Annotated in this window: 15 protein-coding genes; 4 read left to right on the top strand and 11 right to left on the bottom strand. The window is 67.7% G+C overall.

What is annotated here, in order from left to right; all coding sequences use genetic code 11:
• Positions 1-39 precede the first annotated feature (39 nt).
• Both J7I84_RS10385 and J7I84_RS10380 read right to left on the bottom strand, forming a co-directional pair.
• On the bottom strand, positions 40-735 hold the full coding sequence (locus J7I84_RS10385; protein ID WP_214944185.1) for an SRPBCC domain-containing protein: 696 nt from the start codon (positions 733-735) through the stop codon (positions 40-42).
• Positions 732-1,370 carry a helix-turn-helix domain-containing protein gene (locus tag J7I84_RS10380; RefSeq protein ID WP_214944183.1) on the bottom strand — a complete coding sequence of 213 codons (639 nt, stop codon included), beginning with the start codon at positions 1,368-1,370 and terminating at the stop codon, positions 732-734. The genes J7I84_RS10385 and J7I84_RS10380 overlap by 4 nt, the downstream gene beginning before the upstream one ends.
• 106 nt (positions 1,371-1,476) lie before the next feature.
• Between J7I84_RS10380 and J7I84_RS10375 the strand changes: the two genes are divergently transcribed.
• Entirely contained in the window at positions 1,477-2,460 is a 984-nt protein-coding gene (locus tag J7I84_RS10375; RefSeq protein WP_214944228.1) for an RluA family pseudouridine synthase, read from the top strand.
• On the opposite strand, the gene J7I84_RS10370 is transcribed toward J7I84_RS10375, so the two are convergent.
• Positions 2,432-2,962, bottom strand: coding sequence for an O-acetyl-ADP-ribose deacetylase (locus tag J7I84_RS10370; RefSeq protein ID WP_214944181.1), 531 nt, complete (start codon positions 2,960-2,962; stop codon positions 2,432-2,434). The genes J7I84_RS10375 and J7I84_RS10370 overlap by 29 nt on opposite strands.
• A gap of 34 nt (positions 2,963-2,996) precedes the next feature.
• Between J7I84_RS10370 and J7I84_RS10365 the strand changes: the two genes are divergently transcribed.
• Complete coding sequence (locus J7I84_RS10365) at positions 2,997-3,620, top strand: DedA family protein (RefSeq protein ID WP_214944179.1); 624 nt, start codon at positions 2,997-2,999, stop codon at positions 3,618-3,620.
• Here the strand turns inward: J7I84_RS10365 and J7I84_RS10360 are convergent.
• From J7I84_RS10360 to J7I84_RS10340, 5 genes are all read right to left on the bottom strand, one after another.
• Complete coding sequence (locus tag J7I84_RS10360) at positions 3,617-3,922, bottom strand: hypothetical protein (protein ID WP_214944177.1); 306 nt, start codon at positions 3,920-3,922, stop codon at positions 3,617-3,619. The genes J7I84_RS10365 and J7I84_RS10360 overlap by 4 nt on opposite strands.
• 151 nt (positions 3,923-4,073) lie before the next feature.
• Positions 4,074-6,881: a phosphoenolpyruvate carboxylase gene (gene ppc / locus J7I84_RS10355; RefSeq protein ID WP_214944175.1), complete on the bottom strand. Its 2,808-nt coding sequence runs from the start codon at positions 6,879-6,881 to the stop codon at positions 4,074-4,076.
• A 113-nt stretch (positions 6,882-6,994) separates the two neighbouring features.
• Positions 6,995-7,534 (bottom strand): hypothetical protein, encoded by a 540-nt coding sequence (locus J7I84_RS10350; RefSeq protein WP_214944173.1) that lies wholly within the window; start codon positions 7,532-7,534, stop codon positions 6,995-6,997.
• A gap of 31 nt (positions 7,535-7,565) precedes the next feature.
• Positions 7,566-8,129 (bottom strand): dihydrofolate reductase family protein, encoded by a 564-nt coding sequence (locus J7I84_RS10345; RefSeq protein ID WP_214944226.1) that lies wholly within the window; start codon positions 8,127-8,129, stop codon positions 7,566-7,568.
• A gap of 8 nt (positions 8,130-8,137) precedes the next feature.
• Positions 8,138-8,821: an NADPH-dependent F420 reductase gene (locus J7I84_RS10340; protein ID WP_214944171.1), complete on the bottom strand. Its 684-nt coding sequence runs from the start codon at positions 8,819-8,821 to the stop codon at positions 8,138-8,140.
• Positions 8,822-8,944: 123 nt separating this feature from the next.
• Here J7I84_RS10340 and J7I84_RS10335 point away from each other — a divergent pair, with 123 nt between their 5' ends.
• Positions 8,945-9,784: a DUF1684 domain-containing protein gene (locus J7I84_RS10335; RefSeq protein WP_214944169.1), complete on the top strand. Its 840-nt coding sequence runs from the start codon at positions 8,945-8,947 to the stop codon at positions 9,782-9,784.
• 12 nt (positions 9,785-9,796) lie between these two features.
• On the opposite strand, the gene J7I84_RS10330 is transcribed toward J7I84_RS10335, so the two are convergent.
• Together J7I84_RS10330 and J7I84_RS10325 are read right to left on the bottom strand one after the other, a co-directional pair.
• Positions 9,797-11,002: an acyl-CoA dehydrogenase family protein gene (locus J7I84_RS10330; protein ID WP_214944167.1), complete on the bottom strand. Its 1,206-nt coding sequence runs from the start codon at positions 11,000-11,002 to the stop codon at positions 9,797-9,799.
• Positions 10,999-11,793, bottom strand: a complete 795-nt coding sequence (locus J7I84_RS10325; protein WP_214944165.1) for an SDR family NAD(P)-dependent oxidoreductase — start codon at positions 11,791-11,793, stop codon at positions 10,999-11,001. Before J7I84_RS10325 ends, J7I84_RS10330 begins: the two co-directional genes overlap by 4 nt.
• A 141-nt stretch (positions 11,794-11,934) precedes the next feature.
• On the opposite strand from J7I84_RS10325, the gene J7I84_RS10320 reads away from it, so the two are divergent.
• The gene (locus J7I84_RS10320) at positions 11,935-13,215 is read left to right on the top strand and encodes a glycoside hydrolase family 76 protein (protein ID WP_214944163.1); all 1,281 of its coding nucleotides are present in this window, start codon (positions 11,935-11,937) and stop codon (positions 13,213-13,215) included.
• Here J7I84_RS10320 and J7I84_RS10315 read toward each other — a convergent pair.
• Positions 13,212-13,814, bottom strand: coding sequence for a YdeI family protein (locus J7I84_RS10315; RefSeq protein ID WP_214944162.1), 603 nt, complete (start codon positions 13,812-13,814; stop codon positions 13,212-13,214). The genes J7I84_RS10320 and J7I84_RS10315 overlap by 4 nt on opposite strands.
• Between the last annotated feature and the right edge of the window lie 75 nt (positions 13,815-13,889).

Genomic DNA, 13,889 nt, shown 5'->3' with positions numbered 1-13,889 from the left:
CGCAGCCGGCGGCAGTTTGCGCGTCGACAGTAAACGGGACTACGACGCGTATACGTGCTCCAGGAATGCGCCCCACGCCTTGGCCGTGGCCTCCGTGTCACTGGTGCCACTGAAGTCGTGCACCGTCATGCCCACGGGGGCACCGAAGGCGTTGCGGCCAAAGAACCGGTACATCGCATCCGCCGTGCGCACGCCCAGGAAGTGCTCATTCGAGAAGTCCACCTCGCCCGCCAGCCGCCCCACGCCGTCGACCTCCACATCAACGGCGGCGCCCTGCTCCGCGGAGCCGACGCCCAGCGCTTCACGGAGCCGTGTGAAACCGTCCGCCGCCTGGGATGCCGCGGGGGCCTGGATGTCGGTGAACACCACGGGGCGGCCGTCGAAGTACTGCAGGTACTGGCCCAGCGTGTGCAGGTAGAACTCAGTGTGGCGGCTGGCGCCGTCGTACTGCTGGTCCCAGTTATCCGCGAAAATCCCGCTGTGGACGTAGTGGAGCCGGGCGCGGCCGCCGTCCAGCGGCTCCAGCACGTGCTCCAGCTGGTTGAACCAGCCGTCCGGCCCGTCCATCCGGGACACCAGGTGGTGGGGGTACTCCTCCACCGTCCTGACCGCGGGCCACTGGTCCGTGGGAAACATCCAGGCCGGCGTTCCGTTCGTGACCGCTTCCCAGACGCGTTCCGGCGTGCCGGGCAGCTCCGTGTCGTGGATGATCTCAAAGTCCCGTTGGTCGCTCATTTGTCCTGCTCCTTGCCTGATGTGGATTTGTTCGTTGCCTTGCGGGCACTGGTTTCTTTAAGGGCCGGGTGCAGTGCCACAACGAGCCGGTGCCGCCGCCCTTGGGGCGACCCGCCGCCGTCGTGGTACTTGTCCACCAGCCGCGTGACCTCGATGCCGAGTTCCTCGGCGAACGCGGCCCTGTCCGCGGCAGTGCGGAAGGTGATGTCGCCGTCAATGGCGAACGTGGCCAGCTTCTGCCTGGCAGCGGTGGCGCCGGCAATGAGCCTTCCCACTTCCTGCACCATCCGCGCGGCCAGCGCCAGCAGCCAGAACGCGGAGAAACGGTCGGCGAACCGGCCGGGGTCCGGGGACACGGCGGCGAGCGCGGAAGGTGAGATGAGGTAGGAGGCTGCCGTGGCCTGAAGGACCCGCTCGGTCACATTGCCCTTGCGGCGCTCCTCCACCAGGTCCACCAGGCCGTACCGCTCCAGGGCCTTGAGGTGGTAGTTCACTTTCTGCCGGGGCAGGCCGATGCGCACCGCCAGCTGCGTAGCCGAGGCCGGCTGGACCAGTTCCCGCAGGATCCGGGTGCGGATGGGGTCCAGGGAGACCTCGGCCGCGGCCGGGTCCTCGATGACTGCGATGTCCTGCATGCCTCCAGTGTCCAACCGACAACTTTTCTTGTCAAGAACTTTATTATCGTCGGCGCCACCGAGGGCCCCAAACCGGCCAGGACGGCGCCGGTAGAATGGACCAGTGATGCAATCCCCCCTCCCCGTGCGCGACGGCGTGAATGCCACCCGCCTGCGCCTGCCGGAGGAGGGACCCTGGGACACCGCCATGGACTACATGATGCACCGCTGGGGCCACATCGATCCGCAGGGCATCGAGGACAGATTCGACGCCGGCGAGATCGTTGGCGAGGGCGGCGTACCCCTGAGCCGGCACACCAAACTCGAAGACCACACTTTCATCTGGTACTACCGCACGCTGCCACCGGAGACACGGCTGCCGGTGGAGATCAGTATCCTGCACCAGGACGAGCACCTGCTGGTGGTGGACAAGCCGCATTTCCTGCCCACCACGCCGGGCGGCACGTACATCCAGGAATCTGCCCTGGTCCGCCTGCGGAACCAGTTGGACCTCCCGGACCTGATCCCCATGCACCGGCTGGACCGCATGACCGCCGGCGTCCTGCTCTTCTCCACCAACCCACAGACGCGCGGCAAGTACCAGGTGCTCTTCGAGAAGCGGCAGGTGCAGAAGGAGTACGAGTGCGTCTCAGCCGCCGAGCCAGCGCCGGGGTATCCCGCCGTCGACTTTCCCGTGGTGGTCCGCAACAGGATGACCAAGTCCCGCAGCTACCTGCTGGCGGAGGTCATCGACGGCGAGCCGAACGCGGAAACCAGGATTGAGCGGCTGGAAACGTTCGACGGCGGCCCTTCCGCGGGTGCCGACGGTGACGGTGCCGGTGCCCCCAGCATCCACGGACGCCTGGCCAGGTACCGGCTGGAACCGCACACCGGCAAGACCCACCAACTGCGGGTCCACATGGCCTCGTTGGGACTGGGCATCGTGAACGACGCCTTCTATCCCGACCTGCTGGACAAGGCCCCGGACGACTACGCCAAACCGCTCCAGCTCCTGGCCCGCGGCATCCGGTTCGTGGACCCGATCTCGGGAAGGCCCGTGGAGTACCGCAGCAGCCTGGAGCTCACTGAAGCGGTCCAAGCACGTCCCTGAACACCGCCTCAACCTCCGTGGTGCGCAGCACGAACTCCACCAGTTCCAGCCCGCTGCCGGAGTGTGAAGCCCGGAATCCGGTCACAGCATCCAGCGCTGCCTGCGCCACGGCCGCCGCACTCCACCCGAAGGCCCCGGCTCCGACCGCCGGAAAGGCTACCGTGCCGGCCTCTAGAACATCAGCCAGCCGGAGGCTTTCACTGAAGCAGGACACCAGCAGCGCGCGGTTGGTCTGTCCCGCATGACGGTTGGGCCCAACCGTGTGAATCACCCAGCGGGCCGGCAGCCGGAAGGCCGGTGTAGCCACAGCGGCGCCGGTCTGGAGTCCGTGCGGCAGCCCGGTGGCCCGCAGCTCCCGGCAAGCCGCCAGCAGCTCCGGCCCGGCGGCCCGGTGCAGCGCCCCGTCCACTCCCCCGCCGCCAAGCAATGAAGAGTTTGCGGCGTTCACCACCACATCCACCCGCCGGCGCGTAATGTCTCCCTGCAGAACCGAGATCCGCATGCCGCCAGTTTCCCAAGTGAGGTACCTTGTGGCAATGGACTTCGGCAGCGTTGACAGCTGGGGGACGGCCCTCTACTTCTGGGTGATCCCCGTGGTGATTGGCGATGCCATTTTTCCGCCCATCCCATCGGAGATGCTGGTGATCACCGGGGGTGCGCTGTCCGCTGACGGGCGGGCCAACGTGTTCCTGGTCCTGGTGCTCGCCGCCGTGGCGTCATGGCTGGGAGACATGCTGGTGTTCCACCTCTTCCGCCGGCGGCTAAGCCATGTGCTGGACCGCTGGAAATGGGGCCGCCGCGTCCACAGCGGCATCCATGCCGCACTGGCCAAAGCCGGCCGTTCGTCCACCTACGGGACCATCATCGGCGGCCGGTTCATCCCCGGCGGGCGGCTCGCCACCTCGGCAGCGTCCGGCATCGCCAACGTCTCCGTCCGCGGCTTCAGCCTGTGCGCCGGACTGGGGGCGGTGCTGTGGGCATGCTGGCTGGTCGGGCTTGGATATTTCACCGGTTCAGCCACCGGGCTGCCGTTTTGGGCCAGCTCCCTTATCGGCGTGGCCGTGGGCCTGGTGATCGGCGCCGTCGTCGGGATCATTGTCACCCGCCGGCGGGGTGACCGCTCCCCGGTCGAGGACGAGCCCATGCCCGACCCAGGCTAGACAGGCAGCCACTTGCCGCGGCTGCGCCGCAGCACGCTGAGCGAGCCCGTCAGCGCAACGCGTTCGACGGCGTCGCGCATCATGGCGGCCGATTCCCGCGCCTGCTGGTTCTCACCGCTGTACTCAGTGGCCTCCACGAGGAAACGCAGGTTCAGCTGCGGCACTCCGCCGGCGATCTGGAGCTGGTGCGCCTCCACATGGTGGCGGGTCCCGAGTACCTCCACGGCCGTATCCATGACGGCCTCCGGCGGATTACCTGGCCGGAGCCCGGTGATCTTGAGGCGGGTCTGGAAGGAAGGCATGCTCCCAACCCTATCCAAACGCCCGCTCACCTCCTGCACCTTAAACCCGAACCCCCGCTCACTCCTCTGAAGAGAGTGAGCGGGGGTTCCGGTTAAAGCGGCGAAACGTGAGCGGGCGTCGGGGGAAAATCCGCCGGAAGTGAGCGGGGGTTTAGCCGGTGTTGCGGAGGCCCGCGGCCACGCCGTTGACGGTGATGAGCATGGCCCGCTGGAGGCGCTCGTCGATCTCGGCCCCGCTGATCCCGGCTTCGGTCCGGATGCGACGGAGTAGTTCCACCTGCAGGTAGCTGATGGGGTCCAGGTACTGGTCGCGGATTTCCAGGGACCGCTTCAGCGTGGGCTGGGCGTCCAGGAGCAGGTTTTCGCCCGTCAGCTTCCGGACCTCCGCGACTGTGAGCTCGTATTCCTCACGGATGGCGCGGAACAGGTGGTGCAACTCTTCGGGGACCAGGGTGGCCACATAGTAGCCGGCAACGTCCATGTCCGTCTTGGCGAGTGTCATTTCCACGTTGGACAGCACCGAACGGAAGAAGTTCCAGTGGTCCATCATTTCCACCAGCTGGGCGGAGTGTCCGGCCTCGCGTGCGGCCTTGAGCCCGGAGCCCACGCCGTACCAGCCGGGCACGATCTGCCGTGACTGGGTCCAGCCGAACACCCACGGGATGGCGCGCAGGCCGCCCAGTCCGGCCCCGGAGTCGGGGCGCTTGGACGGGCGGGAACCTATATTCAGGGAGCCCAGCTGCTCCACGGGGGTGGACGCCATGAAGTACGCGGGCAGGTCCGGGTGGTCGATCAGCTTCCGGTACCGGTCAAACGCCGCGTCCGAGATGGCTTCCATGACGTGCCCGTAGCGCTCACGCTGGTCCTCGGAGGTCCGAGGGTCGCGGTGCAGGGCCGAACCCTGCATGACGGCGGCGAGGGACAGTTCCAGGTTTTCGCGGGCAAGCTCCGGCAGGGAGTACTTGTCCGAGATGACCTCGCCCTGCTCGGTGAACTTGATTTCGCCTTCCAGGACACCGTTGGGCTGGGCCAGGATGGCGTCGTAGGTGGGCCCGCCGCCGCGGCCCACCGAGCCGCCGCGGCCGTGGAACAGGCGGACGCGGACTCCGTGCTTGGCGGCGACGTCGCGCAGCTTTCGCTGGGTCTTGTGGATTTCCCACTGGCTGGTCATGACGCCGGATTCCTTGTTGGAGTCCGAGTAGCCCAGCATTACCTCCTGGATGTCGCCGCGCAGGCGGACCAGCTCCCGGTAGGAGGGGTCGGAGAGCAGCTGGTCGATAATTTCGGCCGAGGCCCGCAGCTCCTCCACCGTCTCCAGCAGCGGCGCAAAGCCCAGCTTGGCGTAGGGCTTGTCGCCAAAGAGGTTCACCAGGCCGGCTTCGCGAGCCAGCACGGCCGCGGCCAGGACGTCGTCGGCGCCCCGGGTCATGGAGATGATGTAGGTCTCGATGACGTCCGGGCCGTACAAGCGCAGGGCCCGGCGGATCTCACGGAAGACGTCGTAAGTGCCGTCGGCGGCGCCGTCGAGCTTAATCGGGTGGCCGGAAAGCGGACGGCGGGAAGCCAGCTCCGAGCCCAACACCTCGAAGCGTTCTTCACGGCTCAGCTCGGCGTAGCGCAGCCCGGGCCCGCCGATCCGGTCCATCAGCTGGCCAACGGCGTCGTGGTGGTGGTCCGCGTGTTCCCGGATGTCCAGGGTGGCCAGGTGCAGGCCGAAGGAGGCGATGGCGCGGCGGACGCGGGCCAGGGCACCGTCCGCAGCCAGGGCCGCGGAATGGTTGCGCAGCGAGAGCTCCAGCAGATGCAGGTCCGCCAGGAGTTCCTCGGTTCCGCTGTAGTCGCGGCCGTGTTCGTGGTTGGAGTTGGCAGCCACCCGCTTGCCCGTGTTGATGAGCTTGGCCTTGATGCAGGTGAGCTTCAGCCGGTATGGCTCCTGGGCGTTCAGCTCCAGGACGCGCTTGTCCAGGCCGGGCAGCTTCTTGAGGTCCTCGTCAATGGACGTCAGCAGCGACTCGTCCGCGCCCGCCAGTGCCGTGGAGTTGGACAGGATGGAAATCAGTTCATCGATCATCCCGATGCTGATCCGGATGGCGCTCTGGTTCTGGATCTGGAGGATTTCGCGGGTCACGGCAGCGGTGACGTTGGGGTTGCCGTCGCGGTCACCGCCGATCCAGGAGCCGAACCGGATGGGGGCATCCTTGGACGCGAGGGTGACGCCATGCTCTCCGAGCAGCTCGGAGAGCTCTGACAGCATTTCCGGCATGGCGTCGGTAAGGATGCCACCCAGGTAGTAGATGGCGTTCCGGGCCTCATCCACAGGGGTGGGACGGACCTGGCGCAACTCGTCGGTCTGCCACATCTGATCGATGATCTCCGCCAGCTGCCGGTCCTGCCGGCGCCGGGCGGTGGACCCCTCGGCAGTGGACTGGGACAGGACGTCCGAGAGCTTGCGGATTTTGTCCAGGACGGAGCGGCGGGATGCTTCGGTGGGGTGGGCGGTGAAAATGGGACGCACGTCCAACCCGTTGACCACTTCCTGCAGCACGTCCGGGCCGGCCTGCGCAGCAATGTCAGCCACGGTCTTGGCCAGCCAGCCGTCCTTTTCGGCGCGGGTGCGCAGGCCGCGGACCCGGTGCACCTGCTCGGCGGCATTGGCCAGGTGGAAGTAGAACGCAAAGGCGCGCACCAGGTCGGTTGCCTGCTCGATGGGCAGGGAGCCAAGGAGTTCGCGGACCTGGGCAACGACGTCGTGCGCGCTCCAGGGCCCCGTGGCGTGCGCACCGCCGCGCGCTGCTTCCTTGGATTCCTTGGTCAGGAGCCGGACCTGCTCCACGAGGTCCAGGAGTTCCGGTCCGTGCTGGCGGACCAGTGATTCGCCTAGCAGGGTGGACACACGGCGGACATCCGCGCGCAGTTCGGAGGCAAGATCGGTTTCGGGAGGTGTTGCAGTGTGAGCCATTGAAACAATCTTTCGAGGGGTTCGGACTTGGCTCGTACACTGCGCTGGATACTGTGAGCCACGTTACTAGCTAAAGATGCTACCCCCGCTCCTGCGCAGCAGTGGAATCCGTCTCAAAAGATGTCGGCGTACCCCACGTGGCGCTTGACGGCGTCGAGCTCAGCCCGTAGTTTTTCCGTCTCTCCCTGCCACGCAGCCAACTCAGCCCTGCGGCGGCGTGCCTGCCTGGCCTGCACTGCCGCGGCTGCCAGCGCCACCGGCACGGAAACGGCAAGTGCCCAGCCTGCGGCCGCAAAGAAGCCCAGGGCAACAGGAAGGGCGGCTTGGAAGTCGATGAAATCGTTGACGCTGCCGGCCATTCCGGCCAAAGTCCCGTCAAGGGGTTCCAGGAACTGGCCCACCACCGGAGCCCCGGACAGCGGCGGCGGAGCGAGCTTCGGCTGCGTGTCCCCGCCCCAGCGCCCGTCCGCCGCGTGGTTCAGGACATAGATTCCGGCGCCGACGTTTGCTGCCATAAAGACGACGACGGCGGCGAGCGCGGCGAGGTCCGCCCGCCTCCGGCGCCACACCAGCACGCCTGCGAAGGCAGACACGGCTGCTGTCCAGGCAAGCGCCGCGAGCCACTCCCGATTTATTCCAGCAAGGATGTCCATCCACCCATTCAACACCGGCGGCTGCCGGTACTCAGCGCCTGGTTTCGTACCTGGTGAGCAGTACACCGTCGGGAAACGTCCGGGTCTCCGCCAAGTCCAGGTTCACCCAGTCGTCGAGGGCGGTGAAGAACGGGGTGCCGCCGCCCACCAGGACCGGATGGGTGACGATCACGTACTCGTCGACCAGGCCGGCCCGCATTGCCGCGGCGGCGAGGGTGGCACCGCCGATGTCCATGGAGCCGCCGTCATGGGCCTTGAGCCGGGTGATCTCGGTGACCGCGTCGCCGGTGACCAGGCGGGTGTTCCAGTCGACCGTGCCGACCGTCGAGGAGAACACCACCTTTGGCATTGCCCGCCAGCGGCCGGCGAACTCGATCTGCGCTGGTGTGGCGCCGGGCTGCTGGTCGGCCGTCGGCCAGTGCGAACTCATCGTCTCCCACAGTTTGCGCCCGTACAGCGCCAGGTCCGTTGAGCCCACCCGGTCGGACCACCATTGGAACAGCTCGTCGCTCGGTACGCTCCAGCCGACGTTATCGCCGGGTGCGGCGATGTAGCCGTCCACGCTCACGTTCATGCCGAAGGCCAGTTTGCGCATGGTGCCCGTCACCCACGGACGATCTTGAAGTTGAAATCCGGGGTTCCCAGCGCGCCGAACAGCCGCAGCCAGAGTGGCAGCACCATCTCGGCGCCGCGCGCAGTGGTGATGTCGCCGAGGTCGATGATGTCCCGGTGGCCCAGCGATTCCAGCAATCCGGTGACAACGGCCTTGGCCCCCGCCTCGTCGCCGGAAACGAACACTGAATGGTCTCCGTCGGCGAGCCTGCGCGGGTCCACCATGATGCCCGCGTTCATGGTGTTGAGGGTCTTCACCACGCGGGCCTCGGGAAATGCGCGCTGGATCCGCTCGCCCAGGCTTTCGGTGTTGACGGGGTTCAGTACCGGTGGCATCCCCTGCGAGAAGTCGAGTGGGTTGGAGACGTCCACCAGGACTTTTCCGGCCAGCCGGGCAGCCCCCACCGCACCCAAGGCTGCCAGGGATGATGCGCCGTTCGTGGCATTGACCACCCGCTCACTCTCCCCGGCGGCCGCCGCGAAGGTGTCCAGCCGGATGCTGCCGTGGCCGGCCAGCCATTCCTTGAAAGGCGGCGCGCCCACGGGATCCGGGCTGGTCCGGCCGGCAGTTTCGGCGGGGTCCCGCGTGCCCAGGACCACCTGGTGCCCCAATCCGCTGAATGCTGCTGCCAGCGTGCGCCCTACAGTGCCCGTGCCAAGAACTGCAATCTTCATGGCAGAACGCTACTCTCCGGACAGGCCACGGCAAGGGAAAGGCCGGGACAAGGGGGAAAAGACGGCGGAATGAAGATGACCTGCCGGCGGTTGAAGCGGGGGCATACGCAACCGGAAGGAACCATGACCACTCTCCCAGCCGCCAGGGTCGAGCGCTGGCTGCGCTTCCGCACCAGCCGCGACAAGGCCCTGGCAACGCCGCACGGTTGGCTCACCCTCACCTCCTTCCAATGGCTCGGGGACTCCCCCGCCGCCGTCGACCTCGTTCCGGGCCTGTGGTCCACTCACGGTACGGAGTCAACAAAGGCCACGACGGCGTTCCTCACCGCAGCCCGCTCGGACGGGCTCACCCTGGTGGGGACGGGCGAAAAGGTGGACGGCACCGTGTCCGCCGTCCTGGCGGACGAGGAGTCCCTGATGTGGGTGCAGTACGGCGGCCCGGACGGTGACCAGGTGGTGGTGGAACTGGCCATGCGCGGAGGCCGGTACGCGATCCGCACCCGGGACGCAGCTTCACCGGTCTTCACCGAGTTCGACGGCGTTCCCACCTTTCCATACAACGCGGACTGGGAAGTGACAGGAAGGTTTGAGCCGTACCCGGCGCCGGTGGACGTTCCGATCGGCACCGCAAACCCGCTGGTGGACGGGGTGCACCGCAGCGTGGGCGAGGTAGTGTTCCGCCTCCCCGGCAGCGGCCACGAGTTCCGGCTCCAGGCGGAAGCAGAGAAACTCGGTGCCCTGACCGTCACGTTCCATGACGAGACCAACGGCGACACCACCGATGAGTGGCGGAAGCTCTCGCTGCCACGGCCCCGGCCGGACGGCTCCGTGGTGCTGGACTTCAACCGCGCCATCAACTACCCCAGCGCGTTTACCCCTTATGGCACCTGCCCGATGCCCGTGAAGAACAACAGCCTGGACATCCGAGTGGAGGCCGGCGAGAAAGAGCCATATCCCGCTTAGCGCCCGGGAAGCTCAGGAAATGGCTGAGATCCCGGTGATGGCCCGGCCCACGATCAGGGTGTTGACCTCGAACGAGCCCTCGTAGGTGTAGATGGCCTCGGCGTCGGCGAAGATCTTGGCCATCCGGTAATCGGTGACAATCCCGTTTCCCCCCAGGATGGACCGGCCCAGCGCCACGGTTTCACGCATGCGGGCGCTGAGGTAGGACTTGGCCAGCGCCACTTGGGGCATGCCGGCAGCGCCCTGGTCCTGCAGCCTGGCAATCCCGGCCATCATGGACATGCTGGCCACGGAGTTGCCCAGCATGGTCACCAGCTGCTGCTGGATCAGCTGGAAGTGGGCCAGCGGCCGCCCGAACTGGTGGCGTTCCACGGCGTATTGCCGGGCAACGTCGAACGCGGCCAACTGCTGGCCCACGGCCTGCCAGGCCACCATGATCCGCGAGCTGCGGAGCAGTTCCTTGGTGTCTTCGAAGCTGCTGATCCCGCCGAAGCGGTCCGCCTCCGCAACCCTGACGTCCCGGAACTCGATGTTCGCGTTCTGGACGGTGCGCAGGGCGATCTTGTTCTCGATCCTGCTCCGGCTGACCCCCGGGAGGGTGGCATCCACGATGAAGCCCCGCACCGAACCGTCCGCCTCGTCCAGGGCCCACACCAGCATGTAGTCGCAGAACGTCCCGTTGCCGATCCACCGTTTGGCACCGTTCAGCACCCAGGTATCGCCGCCGTCGTCGGGTTCCCCCGTGGTGGATGAGACCCGCCGGGCCCGGGTCTCCATCCCGCCCGCCACGTCCGAGCCGTGCAGGGGTTCGGTCAGGGCGAAGGCGCCGGTGGTGCGCAGCTCCGAGGCGTCCGCCAGCAGCCGCTGCTTCTGGTCTCCGGTGCCGAACGTGTGCAGGGACTCAACGAAGAGGTCGTGGTGGACCAGGAAGAAGGTTGCCAGGGAGGTGTCCACCCGCGTTATCTCCGCGATGACCAGCCCGGCGAACAGGTGGCTGTAGCCGCGGTGCACGGGCGTGCTCAGCTCAAGGGCGGCCAGCTTGGGCAGGATGTGCGCGGGGAACTCGGCTTTGTTCCACCAGTCCCCGGCGTAGGGTGCCACCTCGGCGGCCAGGAAGTCCCGCAGTTCAGCCAGCTTGTTCCGTTCAGCCTGGTTCAACATTGCTTCGACGGCGAAGAAGTCCGCCGCCGGCAACTGGGAAAGATCCGGTGCACTCATTTCGGTCCCATCCGGATGGCGCCGTCCAGGCGGATGGTTTCGCCGTTCAGCATGGCGTTGTCCACGATGTGTGCCACGAGGTTGGCGTATTCCGCGGGCCTGCCCAGCCTGGACGGGTGCGGAACCTGGGCGCCCAGCGAGTCCTGCGCTTCCTGCGGCAGGCCGGCCATCATGGGGGTTTCAAAGATGCCGGGGGCGATGGTGACCACGCGGACCAGCGAGCGCGCCAGCTCCCGGGCGATGGGCAGCGTCATGGCGGCGACGGCGCCCTTGGAGGCGGAGTACGCGGGCTGGCCGATCTGCCCGTCAAAGGCCGCCACGGAGGCGGTGTTGATAATGACGCCGCGTTCCGGCCCGCCCAGCGGGGTGACGGCGGGCTCGGTGGCCACCATGGCTTCGGCCGCCAGCCGCAGGACATTGAAGGTTCCCACCAGGTTGACCTGGATGACCCCGTTGAAGGTTTCCAGCGGCAGCACGCCGTCCCGTCCCAGTACCTTGCCGGGGGTGGCGATCCCGGCACAGTTGACCACGATCCGGAGCGGTCCCAGCCCTGCGGCGGTTCCGACGGCGGCCCTCACCCCGGTCTCGCTGGTCACGTCAGCGGGGGCGAAGACGGCGGACTGGCCGGCTTCGGCGCGGCTGTTGAGTTCGTCCGCCACTGCCTGCCCGCCTGAGGACGGGAGATCGACGAGGACTACGGAAGCACCGGCGTCGAACAACCTCTGCGCGGTGGCTGCTCCCAGCCCGGACGCACCCCCTGTCACCAGTGCGGTGTTGCCTTTGATGTCCATACATCCTCCTTGATGCGTGTCCCCGCGCCGCGGCGCGGCCTGGGGCAACAGTTAATGCATGTTAACTGAAATCCAGCGCCGCCGCACTCACCCTCCGCTTCCTGCACTCCCGGCCCGGGCGGCACGGTTAGGGTGGACGGCATGACGTCGGGCAGCACTTCACTAACCACATGGCAGGACAGGGCAAACCACGCGGCCCGCTCGGTGACCTCCCTCTTCGGCCGGAGGCTGCTGTTCCTGCCCGGAACCCATTTGGGCGCGGTGCTGTGGCAGGGAAGGCATCCGGCAGGGCAGGGCAGCCAACCCGGGCCACGGTGGCGTGCCGCGCTCCGGCGGGTACGGCCCGCCGCGGCCCTGGCCCTCCCCTGGCACTACTGGTGGCAGGCGCATTACGTTGACTGCCTGGTGGACACCGGGCTGCGGGAGCTTGGCGGCGGAGCCACCCCCGCCGCCCGGTTCAACGGGCCGGACCGGCCCAGCGCAGGGCACCTGGCCTCGCGCCTGGTTACCGGGATCAGGCTCCGCAACGCCCTGACCTTCGTGAACAGCTACTACGACGACATGGCCTGGCTGGCCCTGGCAACCCTCCGGCTGGACAGGCTGGCCGAGGAGACGCGGCGTCCGGGCCGCCGCCGCAACGCGAAGGTCCGGGCATCGCTGGAACTGCAGTTCGACGCCGCCTGCACCGACGACCTGGGCGGCGGCACGTTCTGGAGCAAGAAGCGGGACTTCAAGAACACCCCCGCCACGGCTCCCGTGGCCCTGTTCTACGCCCGCACCGGCCACCACGCCAAGGCCCAGGCACTGCTGGACTGGCTGGATGCAACCCTGTTTGACCCCAACCAGGGCCTCTACCTGGACGGCGCGCGACTGGATCCCGCCGGCGGGGTGGTGCTGGAGCGGGCTGTGTACACCTACAACCAGGGCCCGGTGCTGGGCGCGCTCCTGGAGTTGGGCGGCGAAGCGAACCTGGCCCGGGCGGCGGTCCTGGTGGACGCTGTGCAGCGGTTGCTGACGGTTCCGGCGGACGGTGCCGGGGCCGGTGCTGGTGCCGGTGCTGGAACCAGCACCGCCGGTTACGTACTCCGCTGCGAAGGAACGGGCGACGGCGGCCTCTTCACCGGAATTCTCTGCCGGTACCTGGCACTCGCCGCGGCGGACATCAGGCTTTCCGAGGCTACCCGCGCCACGGCTGCGCGGCTGGTGACGGCCACCGCCGAGGCGTTCTGGAATGGGCGGCGCCTGGTAGGCGCCCGTGAGGCGGGGGGCCGGCGCGAAGGACAAAGCATCTTCTCGCTGCACGCCACCCAACCGGCAGCCGCAACGTATCCGGCCGGCGCCGCCGTCGAACTTTCCACCCAGCTTCAGGCGTGGATGGCGTTGGAAGCCGCGGCGGCTGTCACCGCCGCACCGCTTCCCTAGTCCTGGCCGGCTGGGCGTTTCTTTTGCGGATAGGGCGTCTCGCCGCGGGCCAGCATGTCAACGAAACCGGCGATCCTGCGCTCCCGTGTGGCGGCCTGCTTAGCGGAGTTGGTCCGGTACACCAGGGCGAACAGGTTGGCCTTGGTGAGCACATCGAACGTTGCCTGCGCCGCCGGGTTGGCGGCAATCGCGGCTGCCAGGTCCGCTGGAACCTCGACGTCGGCCTGGCCGCCGTAGGCCGCGTCCCAGCGGCCGTCCGCCTTCGCGGCCTCCACCGCTGCCCTGCCGGCATCGGTCATTTTGCCCGCTTCTTCCAGCCGGCCGATATGCCCCACGTTCCGCGCGGACCAGACGCTGCGCGGACGCCGTGGTGTCATCCGCTGGAAGGAGCTTTCCCCGTCCCGGCGCCGGAGTTGCCCATCGATCCAGCCAAAACACAGGGCTTCATCGAGCGCCGCCGGGTAGTCGAGGCCGGTCACTGTCCCGCCCTTCTTATGCAGGACCAGCCACACGCCCGGACTGGTCCCGTGGTTCTCTTCCAGCCAGGCACGCCAGGCAGCGGCGTCCGGCACCAGCAGTTCCTCGAGGTCATCGGCCATGGCCTAATTCTGCCTGTGGAATCCCGGGCCACAAGCCCCATGTGCAGAACGGCTGCAGGTGGCATCATGGCCCTA

It is taken from the genome of Arthrobacter sp. ISL-85 (genome assembly GCF_018613675.1).
Lineage (GTDB): Bacteria > Actinomycetota > Actinomycetes > Actinomycetales > Micrococcaceae > Arthrobacter.
Note: the sequence above shows the minus strand (reverse complement) of the source record. Positions and strands in the feature narration are given on the sequence as shown.

Excerpts from the sequence above, each read along its gene's own strand:
- J7I84_RS10385 (WP_214944185.1), bottom strand. The coding sequence starts at position 735 with ATGAGCGACCAACGGGACTTTGAGATCATCCACGACACGGAGCTGCCC.
- J7I84_RS10380 (WP_214944183.1), bottom strand. The coding sequence starts at position 1,370 with ATGCAGGACATCGCAGTCATCGAGGACCCGGCCGCGGCCGAGGTCTCC.
- J7I84_RS10375 (WP_214944228.1), top strand. The coding sequence starts at position 1,477 with ATGCAATCCCCCCTCCCCGTGCGCGACGGCGTGAATGCCACCCGCCTG.
- J7I84_RS10370 (WP_214944181.1), bottom strand. The coding sequence starts at position 2,962 with ATGCGGATCTCGGTTCTGCAGGGAGACATTACGCGCCGGCGGGTGGAT.
- J7I84_RS10365 (WP_214944179.1), top strand. The coding sequence starts at position 2,997 with ATGGACTTCGGCAGCGTTGACAGCTGGGGGACGGCCCTCTACTTCTGG.
- J7I84_RS10360 (WP_214944177.1), bottom strand. The coding sequence starts at position 3,922 with ATGCCTTCCTTCCAGACCCGCCTCAAGATCACCGGGCTCCGGCCAGGT.
- ppc (WP_214944175.1), bottom strand. The coding sequence starts at position 6,881 with ATGGCTCACACTGCAACACCTCCCGAAACCGATCTTGCCTCCGAACTG.
- J7I84_RS10350 (WP_214944173.1), bottom strand. The coding sequence starts at position 7,534 with ATGGACATCCTTGCTGGAATAAATCGGGAGTGGCTCGCGGCGCTTGCC.
- J7I84_RS10345 (WP_214944226.1), bottom strand. The coding sequence starts at position 8,129 with ATGCGCAAACTGGCCTTCGGCATGAACGTGAGCGTGGACGGCTACATC.
- J7I84_RS10340 (WP_214944171.1), bottom strand. The coding sequence starts at position 8,821 with ATGAAGATTGCAGTTCTTGGCACGGGCACTGTAGGGCGCACGCTGGCA.
- J7I84_RS10335 (WP_214944169.1), top strand. The coding sequence starts at position 8,945 with ATGACCACTCTCCCAGCCGCCAGGGTCGAGCGCTGGCTGCGCTTCCGC.
- J7I84_RS10330 (WP_214944167.1), bottom strand. The coding sequence starts at position 11,002 with ATGAGTGCACCGGATCTTTCCCAGTTGCCGGCGGCGGACTTCTTCGCC.
- J7I84_RS10325 (WP_214944165.1), bottom strand. The coding sequence starts at position 11,793 with ATGGACATCAAAGGCAACACCGCACTGGTGACAGGGGGTGCGTCCGGG.
- J7I84_RS10320 (WP_214944163.1), top strand. The coding sequence starts at position 11,935 with ATGACGTCGGGCAGCACTTCACTAACCACATGGCAGGACAGGGCAAAC.
- J7I84_RS10315 (WP_214944162.1), bottom strand. The coding sequence starts at position 13,814 with ATGGCCGATGACCTCGAGGAACTGCTGGTGCCGGACGCCGCTGCCTGG.